The following is a 23,491-nucleotide window of genomic DNA, read 5'->3' on the forward strand; positions in this document are numbered from 1 at the left end:
CTTGAGATACTTTGTACATATTGGCTACAACGGCCTGCAATATAACGGCTGGCAAAAACAGGCCACGGTGATGAACGTGCAGGGCGTAATTGAGAAGTCGCTCGGCGAAATCTTTAAATCCCCGGTTGCTATTAATGGCTGCGGAAGAACCGATGCACAGGTGCATGCCAGCCAGTTCTTCTTTCATATGGATATTGCAGAGCCATGGGATTTCGACCTGGTTTTCAGGCTGAACAAACTTCTTCCGATGAATATCGCCGTGTATGATATCATTCCAATGGAAGGATTGCCACATGCACGTTTTGATGCAGTACAGCGGTCTTATGATTATTTCTTGCACACCTACAAAGATCCCTTTTTAAATGGGCTGAGTTCGTATTATTTACTTGATGGCCTGGACTGGGACCAGATGAAAGCTGCTGTTGCGCTCCTCCCCAAATATAAAGATTACCGCGCTTTCTGTACCCATCCGGACAAGTATGAACATACTTTATGTTATGTGCGCTCTGCGAGCCTGATGGTTGACGACAAGGGAGAAAAGCTAAGGTTCCAGATCTCTTCAAATCGTTTTCTCGGAAAAATGATCCGTATTATCATGGGGCAGCTGCTGAAAATCGGAAAAGGAACACTTAGTGTAGACGAATTTGAAAGTCATCTGATCAGCAAACAAACACCTGCACTCATTACTCCTGCACATCCGCAGGGATTATACCTTTCAAAGGTTACTTATCCTTATCTTGATCTTCCCCTGAGAACAGATTTTTCGGCTATACTGCAAAAAGCTGCCGACACGAGCTGGAGAAAGCTGTAATATTCTTTACGCTAAGCTGAGATTATAAGGTCCAAAAACTCCTATTTTTGTAGAAAACGTACAATTATGAATTTCCACACCAGAAAATGGATAAAACCAGAAGATTTAAACCCTAACGGAAGCTTATTCGGCGGCAGTTTGCTCAGATGGATAGATGAAGAAGCTGCTATTTACGCAATTGTACAGCTGGGCAATCCACGGGTGGTTACAAAATATATTTCGGAGATCAATTTTGTGAGTTCTGCAAAACAGGGCGATATTATCGAAATGGGCATTACGGCAATTGCCTTTGGGAATACGTCCTTAACAATGGTTTGTGAGGTCCGCAATAAGATCACCAGGAAAAGCATCCTGACCATTGATAAAATGGTATTTGTAAATGTTGATGAATATGGTAACCCTGTACCTCATGGCAGAACACAGATCAAATTTATCGAAGAGCAGTTTGCCGCTGAGGACAATTAATCTTCCGGATAAACCTGATTTTCGTTTGTCACTGCCTGGAGAATGATCTCCGGGCTCAGGCTGTGGCCATTCAGGGTAATTCTGGCCTGATGATAATAAGGACCGCGTTCTGTGAGTTTGTTTTCGATGAAGTCAACAACTCCTTCGGGAGTAAGCCCCCTGAGCAACGGACGTTTGGCCATTCCTTTTTCCAGTCTTTTGGCCAGGGAAACCGCAGACATTTCGATATAAACAGTAGTACCATTTGCGTTCATCCAATCCATATTATCAAAAAAACATGGAGTTCCGCCTCCGGTTGCGATGATGCAGTTTTCGGCGTACCGGTAATTTTTCAGCGTTTCGCTCTCCAGCTTTCTGAAAGCTTCTTCTCCATTCGCGGAAAAATAATTTGCAACAGTATCTCCTGTGACACGCTCAATCTCATGATCAAGGTCCAGCAATTCAAATCCCTGCTTTACCGCAAACTTCTTTCCCAGCGTTGTCTTGCCGCAGCCCATAAAACCAATCAGAAATATCTTCATTACTTAAGCCAATTTTACCCTTGGATCTGCAAAGGCATACAAAATATCTACTAAAATATTAATTATTACAAATATCAGGGCGATAAAAAGGATGGAGCCCATCACTACCGGAAAGTCCGACATCTCCAGTGCTTTAACGGTGGTGCGCCCCAGGCCATTATACCCAAAAATATATTCTACAAAAAAAGAGCCTGCAAGCAGCGAGGCGAACCAGCCAGAAATTGCAGTAATCACAGGATTCAATGCATTTTTCAGGGCATGTTTATAAATCACGGCAAAACGGCCAAGGCCTTTTGCACGGGCCGTACGGATATAATCCTGACCGAGGATATCCAGCATGGCTGTTCTTGTGAGTTGTACAATGATGGCCAGCGGACGTAATCCTAAGGTAATTACCGGCAGGATGAGGTTCTTCAGGGTAATCACTTCACCAAGAAAGGGATCGTAACTGTACAGGGAGCCAGACATATTCAGTCCGGTATAGGGCCCGAGGACGAACCCAAAGAACCATGCGATAATAATACCCGCAAAAAAAGCAGGTGCCGAAATGCCCAGGATAGCAAAAGCATTGGCAGCATTATCTATCCAGGTGTCTTTGTAGACTGCAGAAACAATTCCTAAAAACACACCAATCAGGGTAGCAAAGATCATGGCGGTAATGGCCAGAACAAAGGTATTGGGAACCGTCTCCCCCAGGATAGTAGCTACTTCACGCTTGGTCTGATAGGATCTTCTCAGGTAAGGGACCTTAAGGGCAATCACATAGGAGGAAACTGGCAACAAGCGGACATAGTGATATTTCTCCTGTTCTTCAGGAGTGTTTTCGTGATAACTTACCGGAGAAAGGTCATTAATAAACAACAGGAACTGCATAGGTTTGGATTTATCGAGGCCAAACTCTTTACGTACGGCCTCCAGCGACTGCACATCGGCACGCTGCCCCATCGTCATCCTTGCAGGATCGCCGGGAAGAATGTTAAACAGGATGAATACAACAACTACTACACCCGCCATTACAGCAAATCCATAGAGTAGTTTCCTGAGTGCATATGACCACATCTTATTTATCGAAGTAAGCTGTTTTCAGTTTTTCGAATGAAGGCACCGACTGATAACTCCATTTATTGATCACTACTCCATTCTTAAGTAACAGCACACCGGGATTGGCCCGCACCATACTTTTAAGCGGTACAGCATCCGCATAAAAGATCTCCGAAAGCAGCTTACTGCGTTTACTGAAAGCCTCAGCATCCTGTGCAGAATTTGAAGTGAGCAATACTGTGCGGATGTTGAACTGCTCGGTAGCATCCATTGTAAGCGCATTCAGTTTACCGATGGCCTCTGTATTTGTATTGTTAAGGTTGTAGGCAACAATGATCAGGTTATAATATGGGTTCTCCAGCAGTTCTTTGGTATAATTGGTGCCGGCAGCATCACTGATGATCAGGTCTTTTATTTTTGGCTCGTAGCCTTTTTTAATCAGCTTCTGCACCGGGTTGCCCACGATCTGCCAGTTGCTATCTTTCCAGATCTCCGTTTTCAGGTAATCTTTGTCGCTCATCTCCTTTGTTTCAGCTGTAGCCTTATTCTTCAGCTTGTACATAATCAGGTACTGGTCTGGCTCTGCACCCTCAGGGATTTTCATCGCATCAGGCAGGCTGGCCCCAACCTTGTAGGGAAGAAAATCAATGACAGGAAGGTAGCTGTAGGTATAAATGGTAAAAATAAATGATAGCGCTACAACTGCAATCAAAGCAATTTTTTGTACACCTGCATTCTGCGTAACAGGCAGGATGGAGTTGCGGTGGATAAACAGATAAACGATCAGCAGCAGCAGGACAAGGTCTTTTGAGAAAGACTGCCATGGCGTAAGCGGAATAGCATCTCCGAAACAACCACATGAAGTAACCACCTTAAAGGCCGCTGATACGAAGGTGAGAAAGGTAAAGAAAATAATGATGCCCAGAAGTCCTGTGGCAACCTTCCTGTTCCAGAAACCGAACAATAGCAAGGCCCCTAATACGATCTCCAGCACACAAAGGATCATCGCGATCCCTGTAGCATAGGGACTAAAAAAGGAAATATGAAAAACATCAAAGTACTCTTCGAGCTTATAACCGAAACCAAGGGTATCATTTGCCTTGATCAGTCCGGAGAAAATGAAGAGCACTCCTACAAATATCCGTGAAAAATTTAACGCAATTTTATTCATTATTTGAGTTCTAATTTGATCAGCGCAAAAACAGCATAATTGAGCATATCCTGATAATTGGCGTTTACACCTTCAGAAACCACCGTGGCACCAAGGTTATCCTCAATTTGTTTCACCCTGAAGATCTTCATCAGGATCAGGTCTGTCAGTGAGCTGATCCTCATATCCCGCCAGGCTTCGCCATAATCATGGTTTTTCGCAAACATCAGGTCTTTGGTTTCCTGTACCTTCTGATCAAACAGCTGTTGTACCCTGTTCAGTTCCAGTTCAAGCGGATCATTTTCATCCATGTCTGCCTGCATCATGGCAATGATACAGTAATTGATGATCCCGATATATTCAGGTACAATACCTTCCCCTACTTTTGATATTTTCTTTTCTTCGAGCGTACGGATGCGCTGTGCTTTGATAAATATCTGGTCTGTAATAGAAGACAAACGCAGAATGCGCCATGCCGTTCCGTAGTCCTGGGTTTTCTTTAAAAAAAGCGATCTGCAGACCGCAATTACTGAATCGAATTCTTGTGAGGTATTTGTGGCCAAAACAATTAAAATATTTAGTTTAAAGCTATTTTAATACTGTATTTTTGTATTAAATGATGGCTAAAGATACGTTTTTAAACCGAAAAATAACACTAAACCTCAAAGGTGAACTTCTTGATTTGAGCCGCCCGGTTGTAATGGGCATCCTCAATTTAACGCCTGATTCTTTCTACAGCAACAGCCGGATCAGTTCTGTAGATCTTGCCCTGGAAAGAGCAGAAAACTGCCTGGAAGAAGGTGCAGTTTTCATTGATATCGGTGCTTATTCTTCCCGCCCCGGGGCTGATGATGTGAGTACCGATGAAGAGTTGAGGAGGATCGTACCTGTAGTTGAAGCGATCAGTAAACGGTTCCCTGAAGCACGGCTTTCCATTGATACCTTCAGGGCAAAAGTTGCCGGCGAAAGTATTGAAGCAGGGGCGCACATAATCAACGACATTTCAGGCGGTGAACTGGATGAGCAGATGTTTGAAACTGTAGCCAGACTGCAGGTTCCCTACATTCTCATGCACATGAAAGGTAACCCGCAGACGATGCAGGAAGATCCGGCTTACAATAACGTGAGCCTGGATGTGGTGGATTATTTTGAGCAAAAACTATACACGCTGAAGAACCTTGGCGTAAGGGATATCATCCTTGACCCGGGTTTTGGCTTTGCAAAAACCACTGACCATAATTACGAGCTGTTAAACCATATGCAGAACCTGGATATCTTCGGTCTTCCGGTACTGGTGGGTTTTTCCAGGAAATCCATGATTTATAAATTTCTGGGAAATACCCCGCAGGAGGCCTTGAATGGCACAACGGTGCTCAATACCATAGCACTTGAAAAAGGCGCAAAGATACTGAGGGTACATGATGTAAAGGCAGCCGCAGAATGTATCGCACTTGTTGAAAAACTGCAGGAGCGGTAATATATCTCTAAAATACTTAACTTGGCAATAATGAAAGGTTTTGACTTTGATTTTCTCACCATAACGGTCACTGATGTAGTGGACATTTTGTTCGTTGCCTTCCTGATCTATTATACCTATAACCTGATTAAAAATACCATGGCAGTGAACCTGCTGCTGGGTATGGTGATCATTCTGGTGCTTTGGTTTGTGGTAGACGCCTTAAATATGCGTCTCCTGTCTGCGATCATCAACAAGTTCATGAGCGTGGGCGTGATTGCAATGATCATCATTTTCCAGCCCGAGATCAGGCGCTTTCTGCTAATGATTGGGAAAAACACGTTTTTGCAGAAAAACAAGGCCTGGTGGGGATACTTATTTGGCAGCAAGGATATTGAACGTGATAACCTGGTGCGGATCAAACCGATTATTGATGCCTGCAAGAGCATGAAAAAATCCAGGACCGGTGCTTTGATTGTTTTTGTAAAGTTCTATGACGACCAGCTATTTGCCAACAGTTGTGAGGTGATCGACTCAAAGATATCCAAACGCCTGCTGGAAAGCATATTTCAGAAGTACAGCCCCCTGCATGACGGCGCTGTGGTGATTGCAGAAAATAAAATTAAAAGTGCCAGCTGTATCCTGCCCCTTACCGACAATGATAAACTTCCTCCTCAATTTGGTTTGCGCCACCGTGCCGGTATCGGCATCTCAGAAACTACAGATGCCGTAGCGGTGATTGTATCCGAAGAAACCGGTGAAATTGCCTATGCAAAACAAGGCAGGGTAAGGATGAATGTATCTTTTGGGGAACTGGAGAAGTTGCTGAACAAAGATTTTTAGGCAAAAAAAATCCGGCACAGGGCCGGATCTCTTTATACCGGCTGTTCACCGGATACTATCTTTAATGACTAGCAGTACTGATCAAAAGCACCCATCAGGTTTTCCGCGATCATCTGTGCAGGACGGCCTTCAATCTGGTGACGTTCGATCATATGAACAAGCTTACCATCTTTAAACAAAGCCATAGCTGGTGAAGACGGAGGGAAAGGCATCATATAACTTCTTGCTCTGTCAACCGCATCCTTTTCCATACCTGCAAAAACAGTGATCATTTTATCAGGATGTTTTTCATTCGAAGCTGCTAATCTTGCTGCCGGGCGCGCATTTGCTGCTGCACAACCGCATACTGAGTTTACAACAACAAAAACAGTTCCTTCGCCGGTAAGGGCATTATCTACCTCTTCTGCTGTTTTCATTTCTTCAAAACCTACTTTGGTTAATTCCGCACGCATAGGTTCTACTAAATATTCTGGATACATATGTAAGATGCTTTAAATATTATTATTAATTTTTTCTTGCAACAAAGGTACACCGGGATTTAGTAGTATCAAAGGAATTCAGGGTTTGCACATGTTTTTTACCTTTTGATTACCAAGACCATTATTTCGTCATATCCCAATTCCTTTTTGTTATTGACTATGAAATGCTGTAAATTTGCAGCTCACAAAACAAAAAAAATATGTCATCAGTAGAGACTACTTACATCCCTTACAAAGTAAAGGATATTTCACTGGCAGAATGGGGCCGTAAAGAGATTGGATTAGCAGAAGCAGAGATGCCCGGCTTAATGTCATTACGCGAAGAATTTGGTCCGTCGAAACCACTAAAAGGTGCGCGCATTGCAGGTTGTCTGCACATGACCATCCAAACTGCAGTTTTAATTGAAACTTTAGTTGAACTGGGTGCAGAAGTAACCTGGTCATCATGCAATATTTTCTCTACACAAGATCACGCTGCTGCTGCTATCGCTGCTGCAGGTATCCAGGTTTACGCATGGAAAGGTCTTAACGAAGAAGAATTTGACTGGTGTATTGAGCAAACTTTACATTTCGGTCCTGAGCAACAGCCTTTAAACATGATCCTAGACGATGGTGGTGATTTAACCAACATGGTGTTCGACAGGTTCCCTGAGCTGATCGCTGCGATTAAAGGTCTTTCTGAAGAAACTACTACAGGTGTTCACCGTCTGTATGAGCGTATGAAAAACGGAACTTTACACTTACCGGCTATCAACGTAAACGACTCTGTAACAAAATCTAAATTTGACAACAAATATGGCTGCCGTGAGTCATTGGTAGATGCGATCCGTCGTGCTACTGATGTAATGATGGCTGGTAAAGTTGCTGTTGTAGCAGGTTATGGTGATGTAGGTAAAGGTTCTGCAGAATCACTGAGCTCACAGGGTGTACGTGTAATCGTTTCAGAAATTGATCCGATCTGTGCATTGCAGGCTGCAATGGAAGGTTATGAAGTGAAGAAATTTGCTAATGCCGTTAAAGAAGCTGATATCGTAGTTACTACAACAGGTAACTGTGACATCGTTCGTGCAGAGCATTTCAAATCAATGAAAGATAAAGTGATCGTTTGTAACATTGGCCACTTTGACAATGAGATCGACGTTGCCTGGTTAAATACCAACTATGGTGATACTAAAGTTGAGATCAAACCACAGGTTGATAAATACACAATCGACGGTAAAGATGTGATCTTACTGGCTGAAGGACGTTTGGTTAACTTAGGTTGTGCTACAGGCCACCCAAGTTTCGTAATGTCTGCTTCTTTCACTAATCAGACTTTAGCTCAACTGGAATTATGGACAAACCCGGGTAAATATGAGAACAAAGTTTACGTTCTTCCTAAATACCTGGATGAAAAAGTTGCCCGTCTGCACTTAGCTAAAATCGGCGTTGAATTAGACGTACTGGATACTCACCAGGCTGAATATATCGGTGTTCCGGTTGAAGGTCCTTTTAAAGGTGAAGCATACAGATACTAATCTGTTTAAATATATCAGGAAAAGGGATACGCTGAAAAGTGTATCCCTTTTTTTGTTGAATATGCTGATCAATCTGTTTCTAAAGCCCTGGGAGTATGCAGCAAAGGCTATAGTTGAGCCTGCCCTTAATATAAGTGCGACATTCCTGCGATCAAACTGCCATCAAACTGCACTAGCTAAAGACGAAAATAGCGCTCATATACCGCAATATCGTTGCAGGTATGTCGCACTTACAGACAAGGTGCCGACCAGCAGGAGGCTTCATACTTTACAATAATATTATACCTGTTTGTCATTATTGAATTATCTTTGTAGATGACAAAACTATCAGTAAACATCAATAAAATCGCCACTTTACGAAACAGTCGCGGTGGAAACAATCCCGATTTGGTGAAGGTTGCCATGGATTGTGAGCGCTTTGGTGCTGAAGGTATCACCGTTCACCCAAGGCCAGACGAACGTCATATCCGCTACCAGGACACGTTCGACCTGAAAGCAGCAATCTCAACAGAATTTAATATCGAAGGAAACTGCAGGGAACAAAAGTTTGTAGACCTCGTACTTGCAAACAAGCCCGCCCAGGTTACCCTCGTTCCGGATGCTGAAGGACAAATCACTTCCAATCACGGATGGGATACCATCAAACACCAGGATTACCTGAAGGAAATGGTAAGTATTTTCCAGCTGGCAGGTATCAGGGTTTCTATCTTTATTGACCCTGTAAGAGAAATGATTGAGGCTGCAAAAACCACAGGAACCGAGCGCATTGAGCTGTACACAGAAGCGTATGCTGCAAACTATCCTAAAGACCCGGTGACAGCAATTGCACCTTATATTCAAGCTGCACATACAGCAAACAAACTGGGTTTAGGCATCAACGCCGGTCACGACCTTGACCTGCAAAACCTTAAGTATTTTGCAGAAAATATTCCAAACCTGCTTGAGGTTTCCATCGGCCATGCCCTGATCAGTGATGCCCTCTACCTTGGTTTGGAAAATACGGTTCAAATGTATCTGAGACAACTGAATGACTAAGTTATTCATCTGATTATGCATTAGAATAAAAACGGAAAAATTAGTACCTTCGCGCAACTTTTATTGTTATACTTCATGAGTTTAAATATCCATTACAAAGAAGACTTTAAAGACCGTCATATCGCTCCAAACCAGGAGGATACAGACGCGATGCTGAACACACTTGGCTTAGATTCTGTAAATGAACTGATCGACCAGACGGTGCCGCAAAAAATCAGGCTGAAACGTCCGCTGGATCTGCCGGTAGCAAAGTCTGAAAAAGAATACCTGGAAAGCCTTAAACAAACGGCTTCCCTGAATAAGGTTTTTAAATCTTATATCGGACAGGGATATTATGATACGACTACCCCGGGAGTGATCCTGAGGAATGTAATGGAAAACCCGGGATGGTACACACAATACACCCCTTATCAGGCAGAAATTGCACAGGGCCGTTTACAGGCACTGTTGAATTTCCAGACAATGGTGATTGACCTCACCGGTATGGAGATTGCAAATGCATCGCTCCTGGATGAAGGTACTGCCGCCGCTGAAGCGATGTTTATGCAGTATAGCCTGCGTAAAAATCAGCAGGCAACCAAATTCTTTGTTTCAGAATTGCTGTTCCCGCAAACTATAGATATTTTAAAAACCCGCGCCAATCCTTTCGGCATTGAGCTGGTCATCGGAGATCACAAAACATTTGACGTAACCGAAGAATTTTTCGGTGCGATTGTTCAGTATCCCGCAGGAAATGGCGAGGTGTTTAACTACACAGCTTTTGCAGAACAAACTCATGCAAAGAATGTGAAGCTGACAGTAGTAGCAGATTTATTAAGCCTTACTTTATTAACGCCTCCCGGAGAATGGGGTGCGGATATTGTTGTAGGTACTACTCAGCGCTTTGGTGTTCCAATGGGCTTTGGAGGTCCGCACGCTGCATTTTTTGCAACTAAAGATGAATACAAACGTTCTATCCCGGGCAGAATTATCGGGGTAACCATAGACAGTCATAATAACTATGCTTTAAGAATGGCATTGCAGACCAGGGAGCAGCATATCAGAAGAGATAAAGCCACTTCCAATATCTGTACTGCACAGGCATTACTGGCAATCATGGCTGGCTTTTATGCCGTATACCATGGCCCTAAAGGATTAAAGTTGATCGCAGAAAGAACACATGGTTTAGCTGTTACACTTGCACAATCTCTTTCAGCCATTGGTTATCAGATTCTGGCTGATGCCTACTTTGATACAATCCAGGTTGAACTGGGCGCATTGAAAGATTCCATCCACAGAGAATGCGTTGACAATGAAATCAACCTGCACTATAAAGGCTCAGTAGCTACCATCGCACTGGATGAAACTGCATCAGTTGAAGACATCAAATTACTGAACAAGATATTTTCTAAAGTAAAAGCCATCGCAGCCGACAGCGTTGAACTTGCTTCAGAAAAAAACATACAAACTGTGATCCCTGCTGAACTGCAGCGTACTTCAGCTTACCTGACCCACCCGGTATTCAACGCGCATCACTCAGAACATGAAATGCTGCGTTATATCAAATCTCTTGAAGCGAAAGACCTTTCTCTTTGCCACTCGATGATCGCACTGGGTTCATGTACAATGAAGTTAAATGCAACAACCGAGATGGTTCCGGTTACCTGGGCAGAATTTGGTAAAGTACACCCCTTCGCTCCGGCAGACCAGGTTGCTGGTTATTATACCGTTTTTAATGAACTGGATAAGTGGTTAAGTGAAATCACTGGTTTTGCAGCGATGAGCTTACAGCCAAATGCTGGTGCCCAGGGAGAATATGCAGGACTAATGGTGATCAGAGCTTACCACCAGGACCGTGGCGACCATCACCGTAACATCGCTTTAATCCCTTCATCTGCGCACGGTACCAATCCGGCCTCTGCTGCAATGGCAGGGATGAAGATCGTGATCGTGAAATGCGACGACAATGGAAACATAGATGTAACCGACTTAAAAGCTAAAGCTGAACAACATTCCGCTAACCTTTCCTGCTTTATGGTAACCTACCCATCTACACATGGTGTATTTGAGGAAAGTATCATAGAGATCTGCGAAGTGATCCATGCACATGGCGGACAGGTTTATATGGATGGTGCAAATATGAACGCCCAGGTAGGATTAACAAGTCCTGCCAATATCGGCGCAGACGTTTGTCACCTTAATTTACACAAGACTTTCTGTATCCCTCACGGTGGTGGTGGCCCGGGTATGGGCCCGATTGGAGTAGCTGCCCACCTGGTTAAATACTTACCGGGACACGCAGTTGTAGATATCAACAACGAAAAATCTATCCACGCGGTTTCTTCGGCACCATGGGGCTCTGCTTCTATCCTGATCATCTCTCATGCCTACATTGCAATGATGGGCGGAGAAGGCTTAAAACAGGCCACTGAGTATGCGATCTTAAACGCAAACTACATGAAAGCCCGTCTGGAAGAGCATTATCCTGTTTTATATTCAGGTAGTCAGGGCCGCTGTGCACACGAGATGATCCTGGACTGCCGCGAGTTCAAAAACTTTGGTATCGAAGTAGTTGATATCGCGAAAAGGTTAATGGATTATGGTTTCCACGCACCTACAGTATCTTTTCCTGTAGCAGGAACTCTGATGGTAGAACCTACAGAAAGTGAGCCCAAACATGAACTCGACCGCTTCTGCGATGCGATGATTGCGATCAGAAATGAGATCAGCAGTGTTCAGAATGGTATTATGGACAAAACAGATAATCCTCTGAAGAATGCTCCACACACTGTGGCAGCAGTTACCGGGGATGAATGGTCTCATACTTACAGCAGAAAAGTTGCAGCCTTCCCGCTGGCCTATGTTGCTGACCATAAATTCTGGCCTTCTGTTGGCAGGGTAAATGACTCATTCGGTGACAGATCTTTAGTTTGTGCCTGCCCTCCTATAGAAAGTTATATGGAGGCTGAAGCATAATATCAAGCGATAAGCAAATAATAATTTGCTATTACAAACAAAAAGGGGGACATTATCAAATAATGGTCCTCTTTTTGTTAAATAACTAAATTGCGGATATACTTTACAGTTCTATTTTATATCTTTATTTAAAATCCAAACCGTTTATAAACTTCTAATCTGATGAGTGATAAAATTAATCTACTGGTAATTGACGATGATGACATCAATATTTTTATCATCAAAAAAATTGTAGAAAAAACAGGATATGAAGCTCAAATGGTTGCTAAAACGAACGGACAGCTTGCAATAGACTACCTGAAAGAATTAAAGGATGCACAGCTCCCCTTTCCACAACTGATCCTGATCGACATTAATATGCCTGTACTTAATGGATGGGAATTCCTGGAAGCTTATGAAAAGCTGGGCATACAGAATGATATTGATATGTATATGCTTTCTTCCTCAGTTTATGAAAATGATATCGAGAAAGCAAAAACTTATAAAACTGTAAAGGGGTTTATTTCTAAACCCCTGTCTATCGAACGCCTTATTGAACTTTTTGAAGGCAAAAATATTGAACCTATACAATCTTAAACTGGCCTTCGTCAGTTAAGCCGATAAATCCTGTAGCTCTGGACTTGCCATGATAGAAAAGGCAATTCCATTGCTCGGCGGCAGCTCTTTTACCAAATTCTTCACGTAATTCCATCGCCTTACGCCCGTCGAAGTCATATTTGGCTATGAATTTTCTCAGTAACTCTTCTGGTTCAGGCAAAACATCCCCGCCAAAAAATACTTTATCCACACCATCGTTTAGCAACCACACCTGATGATTAGGGGTATGTGCACCTGTTAACTCGTGTGATATACCTGGAATAAACTCATCAGACTCTTCTACAAAAGTAATCTGGGCATTCCGCTGAAGAAAATCAAAGATCTCGGTTCTGTATGAAGAAGAAGTATTGGTAAATGCACTTTCCCATTCCCCACGCTGGATCACATAGGTGGCATGAGGGAAACTCAGCTCCATCCCGTTATTCTCCTTGTGTACCATCCCGCCCGAATGATCAAAATGCAGATGAGACATCAGCACATAATCTACGTCCGCAGGATCAAATCCAGCTTTTCTGATGTTCTCATGCAATAGCATTTCCCCCTTCTTATTACTATAGCCTAAACCGGTATCAAGCAGCAGAAGCAGATCATTGAATTTCACAAGAAAAGGCTGTACGTTAATAAACAGCGATCCTGGCCTATCTTTGGGATTATCTGTTTGAGGGTCAAAAGGAATGAATTTTTTATCGGCAGCTACAGAATAGGAACCTTCATGTAATGTGAAAACTTGCAATGGCGTAGGTATTAGTCAAAAGAATAATTAATGATATATTTACAATCTGTAGCAAAGATACACAAAAACCAAATGGAGAAAAGATGGGTGCAGGCGGTAAAGGGCGATAAAGACGTCACAGATTTGCTTGCACAACAATTAAATATAGATAAAACGCTGGCCGAAATCCTGGTGCAGAGAGGCATAACTACTTTTACAGAAGCAAAGGATTTTTTCCGGCCGCAACTGTCACAGCTCTATGATCCTTTCTTAATGAAGGACATGGACAAAGCCATTATCAGGATAGACAGCGCCATTACTACAGCTGAAAAAATCATGATTTATGGCGACTATGATGTAGACGGAACAACTTCTGTTGCCCTGGCATTCAGCTTTTTCAGGCAGTTCAGCCCATATCTTGAATATTATATACCGGACAGGCATAAAGAAGGTTATGGCGTCTCTACAGCCGGCATTGACTATGCAAATTCAAAAGGAATCACTTTGATTATTGCACTCGACTGCGGGATCAAATCAAATGATAAAGTAGCTTATGCAAACAGTCTCGGTATAGATTTCATTATCTGCGATCACCACTTACCGGGTGACGAATTACCTGCTGCAGTTGCTATACTCGATCCGAAACGTTCAGATTGCCCCTACCCTTTTAAAGAGCTTGCCGGATGCGGGATTGGCTTTAAGCTGGCGCAGGCGTATTGTTCTAAACATCAGCTGCCCGCAAATATGTACGAGCAGTACCTTGATATGGTGATGGTCTCTATTGCCGCAGACATCGTCCCCATCGTAGATGAAAACCGTATACTGGCTTATTTCGGGCTGATCAAATTAAATACAAATCCTTGTGTTGGTCTCAAGGCACTGATGGACAGCTGTGGGAAAAACAAAGATTTTACAATCACCGATGTGGTATTTACCCTTGCACCAAGGATCAATGCCGCAGGGCGGATGGACCACGGTAACCAGGCGGTTAAAATGTTGTTGTGTACCGAAGATGACCTGGCAGCAGAGCAAAGCCTTTTTATTAATATTCAAAATACAGACCGTAAACTGTCTGATTCATCGATCACCGCCGAGGCACTGGCCCTGATCGACGAATCAGATGTGCTGATTGGAAAAAAAACTACTGTTGTATATAATGAAAACTGGAATAAAGGCGTCATTGGTATCGTTGCTTCGCGTTTGACGGAAAAGTATTACCGGCCAACAATTGTACTGACACATTCAAATGGTCTGCTTACGGGATCAGCGAGGTCTGTACCTGGATATGATCTGTATGAGGCCTTGCTGGGTTGTGCCGATCTGCTGGAACAGTTTGGCGGGCACAAGTTTGCTGCGGGACTTACAATGAAACAGGAGAATATTCATGCTTTCTCTGAACGTTTTGAAGATATCGTAGGCGCTACGATTACTGAAGATTTGTTATGCCCCGAAATATTGATAGACAATGAGATCAATTTTTCGCAGATAGATGGCAAATTTCAGCGGATCATTGCACAAATGGCTCCTTTTGGCCCCATGAATCCGGCACCTGTATTTGTTACTCATGCGGTAACTTATGTTGGCAGGCCTTATGTTGTAGGAACAAAACATTTAAAGTTGAACATTAAACAACAAAATTCCGCTATTTTTGAAGCCATCGGTTTTGGGCTTGCAGAATTTGAGAATCTTTTACAACCTAATGTGCCTTTTTCTGTTTGTTATACAGTTGAAGAAAATATCTGGAAAGATCAGAGACGGTTGCAGCTGAACCTGAAAGCGATCAAAATTCATAATCAATAATATATAATGATATTAAGAGCTGATAATCTTATAAAAAAATACAAACAGCGGACCGTTGTAAACGACGTTTCGTTCAGCGTCAGTCAGGGCGAAATCGTAGGCCTGCTGGGCCCGAACGGAGCCGGAAAGACAACTTCTTTTTATATGATTGTTGGATTGATTAAACCCAATGAAGGATCTATCTTTCTGGGGGATGAAGATATTACCAAAGATGCCATGTACCGCCGCGCCCAGAAGGGAATTGGCTATCTGGCACAGGAAGCCTCGGTTTTCAGAAAACTTTCCGTAGAAGACAACATTCTGGCCATCCTGGAGATGACAGACATGACCCGGGTAGAAAGAGAAGAAAAACTTGAGGAACTGATTGATGAGTTTAGTCTGCATAAAGTACGCCGCAACAGGGGCGATCTCCTGTCGGGTGGAGAACGCCGCAGAACAGAAATTGCCAGGGCACTGGCAGCAAGCCCTAATTTTATCCTGCTCGACGAACCTTTTGCCGGAGTAGACCCTATCGCAGTTGAAGAGATCCAGACTATTGTTGCCAAACTCAGAAATAAAAATATCGGGATCCTGATCACAGACCATAATGTGCAGGAAACACTTTCCATTACAGACAGGGCCTATCTGCTGTTTGAAGGTAAGATCCTGGAATCAGGAACACCGGAGGTGCTTGCCGCAAATGAGATGGTGAGGAAAGTTTATCTCGGCTCCAATTTTGTACTTCGAAGTAAAAACCTATAATTCTATACTAACCAGATATGGCAATTGTAAATTCTATTTTCACCTGGTACATGAAAAAGCGCGTCCATCAGATAGAGCTTTTCATGAAATATCCGGTAGACGTACAGGAAGAATGGTTTCATAACCTGATCTCCTGTGCAGAAAACACTGAATGGGGAAAGAAATACGATTACAAGTCCATTGAGAGTCCACAACAATTCAAGGAGCGCGTCCCGCTGCAGAATTACGACAGCATGAAGCCATACATCGAGCGCATGCTGCAGGGAGAACAAAATGTACTCTGGCCATCAGAAATCAAATGGTTCGCCAAATCTTCCGGTACGACAAGCGACAGGAGCAAGTTTATTCCGGTATCACCGGAAGCTTTGGAAGAATGTCATTTCAAAGGCGGCAAAGATATGATCTCTATCTTCTGCAATAATAAACCCGGGAATCAGATTCTCACCGGAAAGGCGCTTGTACTTGGAGGCAGCCATCAGATCAATCAGCTCAATGAAGATACTTACTATGGCGATCTTTCTGCTGTACTGATTAAAAATCTGCCTATGTGGGCAGAATATTACAGAACTCCGGATATTTCCATTGCACTGATGAACGATTACGAACAGAAAATGGAAAAAATGGCCGAGGCCACCATTAAGGAAAACGTAACCAACATCTCGGGCGTTCCTACATGGACCATTGTACTGGCAAAGAAAATCCTGGAGATTACCGGTAAAAAAAATCTTTTGGAGGTATGGCCAAACCTCGAATTATACTTTCATGGGGCAGTCAATTTCGGCCCCTACAGAGAGCAGTTTAAAGAGCTGATCCCTTCGCCGGAAATGTATTACCTGGAAACATATAATGCCTCTGAAGGATTCTTTGGCATCCAGGATCAGCTGCAGTCCGAAGAAATGCTCCTGATGCTCGACTATGGTATTTACTATGAATTTCTACCGCTTGAACAGCTTTGTGATGATCATCCCGTAACACTGGGCCTTGAAGATGTTGAACTGCATAAAAACTATGCAATTATCATTTCTACCAACGCCGGATTATGGAGGTATGTAATTGGTGATACGGTACAGTTTACCTCTATTTCGCCTTTCAGGATCAAGATCACAGGACGCACCAAACATTTTATCAATGCCTTCGGAGAAGAAGTCATTATTGATAATGCAGAACAGGCCATCAGCAAAGCTTGTAAAGAAACAGGAGCTGCATTTAAGGATTACACGGCTTGCCCTATCTACTTCAGGGGTGATAAAGCAGGAGGCCATGAATGGATTATAGAATTTGACCAGCAGCCCGATAATTTTGAGAAGTTCGTAGATATCCTGGACCAGACGCTGCGCGAAATCAATTCTGATTACGATGCCAAACGTTTTAATAACATGGCTTTATGCCGGCCTAAAGTACACAATGCACCCCACAATACATTTTACAATTGGCTCAAATCCAAGGGCAAACTGGGCGGACAGCATAAGGTGCCGCGATTAGCCAATGAAAGAAAGTATGTGGATGAAATTCTGCCAATGATCCAACCATAGGATTTCATGGAAAATTGCAGCTCATGTAGTATTTTTGCTACTGCTGTACATTTTTGACTTCAGCAGTGTACCTGCTGATGAACATAAAAGTTGCTCTATATAATTTTTATATACAGAAACCATATTTAAAAAACATATATAACTGTTCTAACCTCTCAAACCGATAAAAACGATTTAAACCTGAGAGATAAGAAACTTAATGAAACCTAGGCAAAACTTAATTAAACTCATATTTTAAATTGATGAATAAAAGATTTGATATTTAAACTATCATTATCTTACATTTGATCAAACATTTCATAAAAACAATAATTCAACAACAATCAATCCAGTTTTTTGTTTATTCCATCGAAACCTTTTTTTTTAACAGTCTCTGGTCCCATCCGGAGAGCTAACAAAGTCATTTTCACACAGTACTGAAATAAAAGATAAATGATAAATTACCAAATGCCCGTCAACTTAATTCCTGATGACGAATTAGCCAGGATTGATGCATTAAACCGTTTTGAAATTTTAAACACATTGCCGGAATCAGATTTCGATGCCATTGCTGTACTTGCATCAGAGATATTCGATACCGAAAGAGCCCATATCTGTTTTGTTGACAAAGAAGATGTTTTTATAAAAGCAAGTCTCCCGGCAAATTATGAGCCGAGAGCGGTTTCAAGAGCCCACAGTCTCTGCTCCTTAAGTATCCTTAAAGAAGGCGTTACCGTCTATGGCGATACCCGTCAACACTATGAACTTACGGACAGCCCTTTTCTGTCTACTGAAGATGAAATCCTGTTTTATGCTGCAGCACCCATCAAAAACAGAGAGGGATCTGCGCTGGGAACCATATGTGTAACTGATAACAAACCTCATTTGGATGTTACCGAAAAGCAAACTAAACTGCTGATGACGCTTGCGAATATTGTAATGGAAAAACTGGAAACCAGGCTGGCCAACAGACAGCTCATGAGAGCTCATGACGAGTGTCTTCACCGCTTATCTCACGACCTGAAAAATCCAGTTACTTCAATTTCTTTATATGCCCAGCTGCTTGGCAGCAGGGAGATGAGTGCCGAAAAAGTTTTTTCTATGGCTTCTAAAATTGAGATCTCCTCCAAGAAAATAGAAAATGTACTCGGCAATGCGCTTAGCGGTATTAACGGTGCAGCCAAACCCAGCCGCTCAAAGCCAGAGTACCATTCTTAATTATACCTCAGCAAGGTACTTATGTACAAAGCTGATAGCCATAGAACCTTCGCCTACGGCAGAGGCTACTCTGTTCATTGCTCCTGCGCGCACGTCTCCTGCGGCAAAGATCCCTGCACAGCTGGTCTCCAGAAGATAGGGATCACGCTCCAGTTTCCAGGTCTTTTTAAATTCATCATAATTGCGGAGCTCCCGTCCTGTCTCAATAAAATCCCTGTCATTTTTAATAATCTCCAGTTTGATCCAGTCAGTATATGGCCGGGCACCGATAAAGATGTACAAAGCTCCGGCTTCCCTGGTTTCGGTCTCCTTAGTCAGGATATTAATCAGGGTCAGTTTTTCCAGATGACCATCTCCTGTTGCCTCAAACAATTCTGTATTTGGCAGTACATGGATATTTGGAGTAAGTTCTATCTGCTCAATCAGGTAGGCCGACATGGTAGCTGAAAGGTCGTCCTTGCGAATGATGATGCTCACATTTGCGGCAAATTTGGACAGATACATGGCCGATTGTCCGGCAGAATTGCCACCACCGATAATAAAAACATCCCTTCCCTTACAGGCCGATGCTTCAGTATTTGCGGCACCATAATAGATACCGGCGCCAGTGAAATTTTCCACACCCTTTACTTCAAGCTTGCGGTAATCCACACCCGTGGTAATGACCACTGAGCGGGTAAGAATATCAGGGCCGTCGTCAAGTACAATCGTTTTGTATCCATCTTTTTGTTTGATGTCACTTACCGACTGTGGCGAGAGGAATGCAGCACCTAAGCGCGTGGCCTGGCTCATTGCCCGCCGCGTGAGGTCGGCACCGCTCAAACCTGAGGGAAAGCCAAGATAATTCTCTATTCTCGAACTGGTACCAGCCTGTCCTCCGGGGGCTTTGCGCTCGATCATCAGGGTCTTTAAACCCTCAGAGGCACCATATACCGCAGCAGCAAGACCTGCCGGTCCGGCGCCAATAATTACCACATCGTAGATATCATGCATCACATCCGGGTTCTTCCCAACCTTTGCTGCGATATCCTTAATAGAAGGCTTTTTCAGAAAAGAGCCATCATCAAAAAATACCAGCGGAAGATCGTCGTTACATAGGTTATTGATACTGAGCAGACTTGCAGCATCAGGGTGCGTCTGTACGTCCAGCCAGCGGTAAGGGATCAGATTGCTTCCCAGGTAATCCTTTACCTGGTGAGACTGAGGCGAGAACTGAAATCCTACCAGCTTAATCCCTTTGAATTCTGGGATATAATCACCCTGCCAGTCGTCGAGCAGGTCATTGATCACAGGGTAAAGTTTTTCCTCAGGCGGGTCCCATGGTTTAATCAGGTAATAATCTAGTTTTACATCATTGATTGCCTTAATCGCGGCATCAGTATCCGAATAGGCGGTAAGCAAGACGCGCTTGGCATCCGGGAATATCTTTATTGCTTTTTCGAGGAAGGCCACACCTTCCATCTCGGGCATCCGCTGATCACAGAGAAAAAGCGCGATTACATCAGAACTGTTTTTCAGATCCGTCAGGGCCTCCAGTGCTTCATTCGCAGAGGTAGTACTGATGATTTTATATTCATTACCGTATTGCCTCTTCAGGTCACGGCTGATGGCACGTAATACCTGTGGATCGTCATCAATAGAAAAAATTATAGGGAGATTCATATCGCAATCTATTGTAATAAGTTAAAAATAGTATTTTAGTTATCCAGCGGGAAGCACACGATAAATTCTGTACGCCCCGGCGCAGATTTCACTTTTACCGAGCCATTGTGCTGATAAATGATCCGCTGCACCACCTCCAGCCCCATTCCGGTGCCCTTTCCCATTGGCTTGGTGGTGTAAAAAGGGTCAAATATATTAGGGAGAACTTCAGCCGGGATTCCGGGGCCATCATCACTGAGTTTTACCTGAACAAAGTCCTTGTCCCTTTCTGTTTTGATCGTCAGCGTTCCTTTGCCGTTCAGTTCCATGGCATCAATCGCATTGTCAATAATATTGGTCCAAACCTGGTTCAGTTCACCGATCAGCCCTTTTACCGGAGGCAGAGTTTCATCATAATCTTCTATCACCTGGATATTCCCTTTCCTGATTTTATAGCCCAGCATCGTTAGCGTATTGCGTATGCCGGTGTGAATATCCGCAAATTGCTTATCCTGGGCACGATCCATATGTGTAAAATTCTTTATAGATGAAACCAGGTCTGCAATCCGTTTAGAGGACAGCTGTATATCTTCTACCATCTTTTCAGTGACCAGCAGATTACTGATCAGGTTGAACATGGGAGATAAACTTGCGGGCGGTATCGCGGCGGCACAAGCCTGCAGGTTCTCTACAGAGAAATTGAAATCAGCAAAGCTCTCAGCGAGAGCATAGCCATTTTCAATGTCATGATCCTCAAACCAGTCTGTAATTGCATCTTCCAGGGCCATGCGTTCCTTGAGGCTTAAGCGCGTATTGTCTGATACCGTCAATACTGTAAAAAGTTCCTTATTGAGCAGGTCAACCTGCTCTTCCTCAATGCGGATCATCACCATATCCTTAAACAGCTTAGGGTCCAGCTTCAGATGCGCCTTTAAAGAATCAGAGTCGCGTGCAATCGCAGATGCAGGGTTATTCAGTTCATGCGCCAGGCCGGCAGACAGCTTGCCCAGTGCCATCATTTTTTCATTCTGCTGCTGCAAGGCCGTAAAATCCCTTACACGGTTACTCATCACATGCACAAATGCCTGTGTCAGTTCAAAATGCTCTTTGATCAGTTCAGGCAGCTTTTCCGTCGGGAAGCTCAATGTGTGCAATGTACCAACGGCAACGGCATATCCTCCTGCTACCTTACCTCTTGAATAAGGCATATATCCGGTAATATCGCCCCTGCCAAACGTAATATAATCCCTTCTGGAACCATTCTGTATCATGTAAAACTGTATGCCCCCATCTATTACGATATGAGGCCCGGTAAGCGTTTCACCGGGTTTAAATAAAATCTCCCCGTCATCAGTTACCCGGTTCTCACTGTGATCTATAAACCATTGTAACTGCTTATCGGGAACGTTAATAAAAACTTCGAGCGATTTAAGCCAGGATATGTCTACCGTTTGCATGCGATAAATTTAGTTAAATCCTGTATGACTCTCGTATGAAAAACTACTATATATTTCTTCAGGGTGTCAAATTAGTTGTAAAAAAATGTTAAAATAAAAGATACCTGCTTCATTGGTCGACACATATTAGTTATTGGTCGATACTATAGCTTCAGGGAATAATTTATCAGAAAACTCCGCGTTTCCTAATCAATTAAACTGCTGATTGATATGGTATTATTATTATGCGGTCTCTCCGGCGCAGGAAAGACTACACTCGCAAATACGGTAAAAAACCGTCTGGACCAGTCTGGATTGAATACCGAAATCATAGATGGTGATGAGTACAGGAGCACCCTTTTCAGAGAGCTCAGCTATTCAAAGCCAGACAGGCTGGAGAATATCCGCAGGCTGGGATTTATCGCCAATAAATTTTCCGAACGCGGCATTGTGACCATTGTAAGTGCGATCAATCCCTATGATGAGGTGCGGGAAGAACTGAAAGACACCTATGAGAATGTGAAAACCATCTTTGTGGATTGTCCTGTAAGAACGCTGATCGGAAGGGATACCAAGGGACTATACAAGAGAGCCCTGCTCCCTGACGGCCATCCCGAAAAAATCAGTAACCTTACAGGCATCAATGATCCCTTTGATGTACCGTCGTCACCAGATCTTTATATCAATACAGATGTACTGGACATCCAGGAATGCACCTCGCTTCTTTGCAATTTTATCATCGACAATAACTGATTTGGATAGTACGATCTTAATTATCGCCGGAATGCACCGGTCGGGCACATCGGTATTAAGCCAGTGGCTCAATCATTGTGGCCTGCACCTGGGAGAGCGCCTTCTGGGCCCCGCAATAGGCAACACAGAAGGCCATTTCGAAGATCTGGATTTCCTGGAATTCCATCAGGAGATCCTGAAAGAAGGATACATTCATGAGCCCGTGTCTGAACTTTCTGTTTATCAGACAGAGAAACTGCGGTCAATCATCGCTTTCAAAAATTCGCTTCAGCAGCAATGGGGATGGAAAGAACCCAGAACCTGTTTATTTCTCAATCATTACCAGTCTCTTATTCCTGAGGCGCACTACCTTGTCATCATCCGCAGTTACCGTGAAACTGTAAGTTCTTTAATCCAGCGGGACCTCAAAGAACTGGATAAATATTATTTATCAAAAAGCTGGATGTCCAGGCAGAACTGGATCAAAAGAAAAAGAAGTATCAGGGCAAAAGAACTGTATCATGCTAAAGCGGAATTCTATCTCAGGGTCTGGGTTGCCTATAACGAAGCAATTTTACAGGCAATGGAAAGCCTGCCGGGGCATCAGTTTGTGGTAACCGATCATGGTCAGCTTACTGAGCAGCATAGGGATATATTTGATACGCTGGTGAATAAATGGGGTTTTTCACTACGCGCAGCAGACTTCAGCCATATCTATAAAAAAGCACTTTTGAGCGAGGTTACAGACATTGATCCTTTTGTATTGGATCAAAGCTTATTGCAAAAAGCGGTAAAGCTTGAGCACGAAATCAGGGCCTACCTGTAGTATC

The 23,491-nt window shown here is 43.3% G+C and carries 22 protein-coding genes; 14 read left to right on the forward strand and 8 right to left on the reverse strand.

Annotated elements, in window-relative coordinates:
- Position 1: 1 nt before the first annotated feature.
- On the forward strand, positions 2–811 hold the full coding sequence (locus tag FN831_RS05665) for a tRNA pseudouridine synthase A (protein ID WP_142527254.1): 810 nt from the start codon (positions 2–4) through the stop codon (positions 809–811).
- A 66-nt stretch (positions 812–877) separates the two neighbouring features.
- Complete coding sequence (locus FN831_RS05670; protein ID WP_142527255.1) at positions 878–1,276, forward strand: acyl-CoA thioesterase; 399 nt, start codon at positions 878–880, stop codon at positions 1,274–1,276.
- On the opposite strand, the gene FN831_RS05675 is transcribed toward FN831_RS05670, so the two are convergent.
- The 4 genes from FN831_RS05675 to FN831_RS05690 are packed head-to-tail and all read right to left on the reverse strand — an operon-like array spanning position 1,273 to position 4,551.
- Positions 1,273–1,797 carry a shikimate kinase gene (locus FN831_RS05675; protein ID WP_142527256.1) on the reverse strand — a complete coding sequence of 175 codons (525 nt, stop codon included), beginning with the start codon at positions 1,795–1,797 and terminating at the stop codon, positions 1,273–1,275. The genes FN831_RS05670 and FN831_RS05675 overlap by 4 nt on opposite strands.
- A gap of 3 nt (positions 1,798–1,800) precedes the next feature.
- Positions 1,801–2,856: an ABC transporter permease gene (locus tag FN831_RS05680; RefSeq protein WP_142527257.1), complete on the reverse strand. Its 1,056-nt coding sequence runs from the start codon at positions 2,854–2,856 to the stop codon at positions 1,801–1,803.
- Between the two features lies 1 nt (position 2,857).
- Positions 2,858–4,009 carry a BT_3928 family protein gene (locus FN831_RS05685; RefSeq protein WP_142527258.1) on the reverse strand — a complete coding sequence of 384 codons (1,152 nt, stop codon included), beginning with the start codon at positions 4,007–4,009 and terminating at the stop codon, positions 2,858–2,860.
- The gene (locus FN831_RS05690; protein ID WP_142527259.1) at positions 4,009–4,551 is read right to left on the reverse strand and encodes a DUF1599 domain-containing protein; all 543 of its coding nucleotides are present in this window, start codon (positions 4,549–4,551) and stop codon (positions 4,009–4,011) included. Before FN831_RS05690 ends, FN831_RS05685 begins: the two co-directional genes overlap by 1 nt.
- 56 nt (positions 4,552–4,607) lie before the next feature.
- Here FN831_RS05690 and folP point away from each other — a divergent pair, with 56 nt between their 5' ends.
- Complete coding sequence (gene folP / locus FN831_RS05695; protein ID WP_142527698.1) at positions 4,608–5,465, forward strand: dihydropteroate synthase; 858 nt, start codon at positions 4,608–4,610, stop codon at positions 5,463–5,465.
- A gap of 30 nt (positions 5,466–5,495) precedes the next feature.
- A complete protein-coding gene (gene cdaA, locus FN831_RS05700; RefSeq protein ID WP_142527260.1) occupies positions 5,496–6,287 on the forward strand; it encodes a diadenylate cyclase CdaA in 792 nt (263 codons plus the stop codon).
- A 68-nt stretch (positions 6,288–6,355) separates the two neighbouring features.
- Here the strand turns inward: cdaA and FN831_RS05705 are convergent, their stop codons facing one another.
- Positions 6,356–6,766: a BrxA/BrxB family bacilliredoxin gene (locus FN831_RS05705; RefSeq protein ID WP_142527261.1), complete on the reverse strand. Its 411-nt coding sequence runs from the start codon at positions 6,764–6,766 to the stop codon at positions 6,356–6,358.
- 200 nt (positions 6,767–6,966) lie between these two features.
- Between FN831_RS05705 and ahcY the strand changes: the two genes are divergently transcribed.
- The 4 genes from ahcY (at position 6,967) to FN831_RS05725 (ending at position 12,849) form a co-directional block, all read left to right on the forward strand.
- On the forward strand, positions 6,967–8,283 hold the full coding sequence (gene ahcY / locus FN831_RS05710; protein ID WP_142527262.1) for an adenosylhomocysteinase: 1,317 nt from the start codon (positions 6,967–6,969) through the stop codon (positions 8,281–8,283).
- A gap of 315 nt (positions 8,284–8,598) precedes the next feature.
- Positions 8,599–9,318: a pyridoxine 5'-phosphate synthase gene (locus tag FN831_RS05715; RefSeq protein WP_142527263.1), complete on the forward strand. Its 720-nt coding sequence runs from the start codon at positions 8,599–8,601 to the stop codon at positions 9,316–9,318.
- A gap of 75 nt (positions 9,319–9,393) precedes the next feature.
- Positions 9,394–12,273, forward strand: a complete 2,880-nt coding sequence (gene gcvP / locus FN831_RS05720) for an aminomethyl-transferring glycine dehydrogenase (protein WP_142527264.1) — start codon at positions 9,394–9,396, stop codon at positions 12,271–12,273.
- Between the two features lie 162 nt (positions 12,274–12,435).
- Complete coding sequence (locus FN831_RS05725; protein ID WP_246101370.1) at positions 12,436–12,849, forward strand: response regulator; 414 nt, start codon at positions 12,436–12,438, stop codon at positions 12,847–12,849.
- Here the strand turns inward: FN831_RS05725 and FN831_RS05730 are convergent.
- The gene (locus FN831_RS05730) at positions 12,836–13,603 is read right to left on the reverse strand and encodes an MBL fold metallo-hydrolase (RefSeq protein ID WP_142527266.1); all 768 of its coding nucleotides are present in this window, start codon (positions 13,601–13,603) and stop codon (positions 12,836–12,838) included. The genes FN831_RS05725 and FN831_RS05730 overlap by 14 nt on opposite strands.
- 72 nt (positions 13,604–13,675) lie before the next feature.
- On the opposite strand from FN831_RS05730, the gene recJ reads away from it, so the two are divergent.
- The 4 genes from recJ to FN831_RS05750 all read left to right on the forward strand — a co-directional run bounded on the left by recJ (position 13,676) and on the right by FN831_RS05750 (position 18,852).
- Positions 13,676–15,382, forward strand: coding sequence for a single-stranded-DNA-specific exonuclease RecJ (gene recJ / locus FN831_RS05735; protein ID WP_142527699.1), 1,707 nt, complete (start codon positions 13,676–13,678; stop codon positions 15,380–15,382).
- A gap of 6 nt (positions 15,383–15,388) precedes the next feature.
- Positions 15,389–16,123: an LPS export ABC transporter ATP-binding protein gene (gene lptB, locus FN831_RS05740; RefSeq protein ID WP_142527267.1), complete on the forward strand. Its 735-nt coding sequence runs from the start codon at positions 15,389–15,391 to the stop codon at positions 16,121–16,123.
- A 17-nt stretch (positions 16,124–16,140) separates the two neighbouring features.
- The gene (locus FN831_RS05745; RefSeq protein WP_142527268.1) at positions 16,141–17,655 is read left to right on the forward strand and encodes a GH3 auxin-responsive promoter family protein; all 1,515 of its coding nucleotides are present in this window, start codon (positions 16,141–16,143) and stop codon (positions 17,653–17,655) included.
- A 447-nt stretch (positions 17,656–18,102) separates the two neighbouring features.
- On the forward strand, positions 18,103–18,852 hold the full coding sequence (locus tag FN831_RS05750; RefSeq protein ID WP_142527269.1) for a sensor histidine kinase: 750 nt from the start codon (positions 18,103–18,105) through the stop codon (positions 18,850–18,852).
- Here the strand turns inward: FN831_RS05750 and FN831_RS05755 are convergent, their stop codons facing one another.
- Together FN831_RS05755 and FN831_RS05760 are read right to left on the reverse strand one after the other, a co-directional pair.
- Positions 18,853–20,514: a response regulator gene (locus FN831_RS05755; protein WP_142527270.1), complete on the reverse strand. Its 1,662-nt coding sequence runs from the start codon at positions 20,512–20,514 to the stop codon at positions 18,853–18,855.
- A 35-nt stretch (positions 20,515–20,549) separates the two neighbouring features.
- A complete protein-coding gene (locus tag FN831_RS05760; protein ID WP_142527271.1) occupies positions 20,550–21,950 on the reverse strand; it encodes an ATP-binding protein in 1,401 nt (466 codons plus the stop codon).
- A gap of 210 nt (positions 21,951–22,160) precedes the next feature.
- Here FN831_RS05760 and cysC point away from each other — a divergent pair, with 210 nt between their 5' ends.
- Entirely contained in the window at positions 22,161–22,682 is a 522-nt protein-coding gene (cysC, locus tag FN831_RS05765; protein WP_142527272.1) for an adenylyl-sulfate kinase, read from the forward strand.
- A gap of 1 nt (position 22,683) precedes the next feature.
- Complete coding sequence (locus FN831_RS05770) at positions 22,684–23,487, forward strand: hypothetical protein (RefSeq protein WP_142527273.1); 804 nt, start codon at positions 22,684–22,686, stop codon at positions 23,485–23,487.
- The last annotated feature ends 4 nt before the right edge of the window (positions 23,488–23,491 follow it).

The organism is Pedobacter westerhofensis (genome assembly GCF_900182595.1).
GTDB lineage: Bacteria > Bacteroidota > Bacteroidia > Sphingobacteriales > Sphingobacteriaceae > Pedobacter > Pedobacter westerhofensis.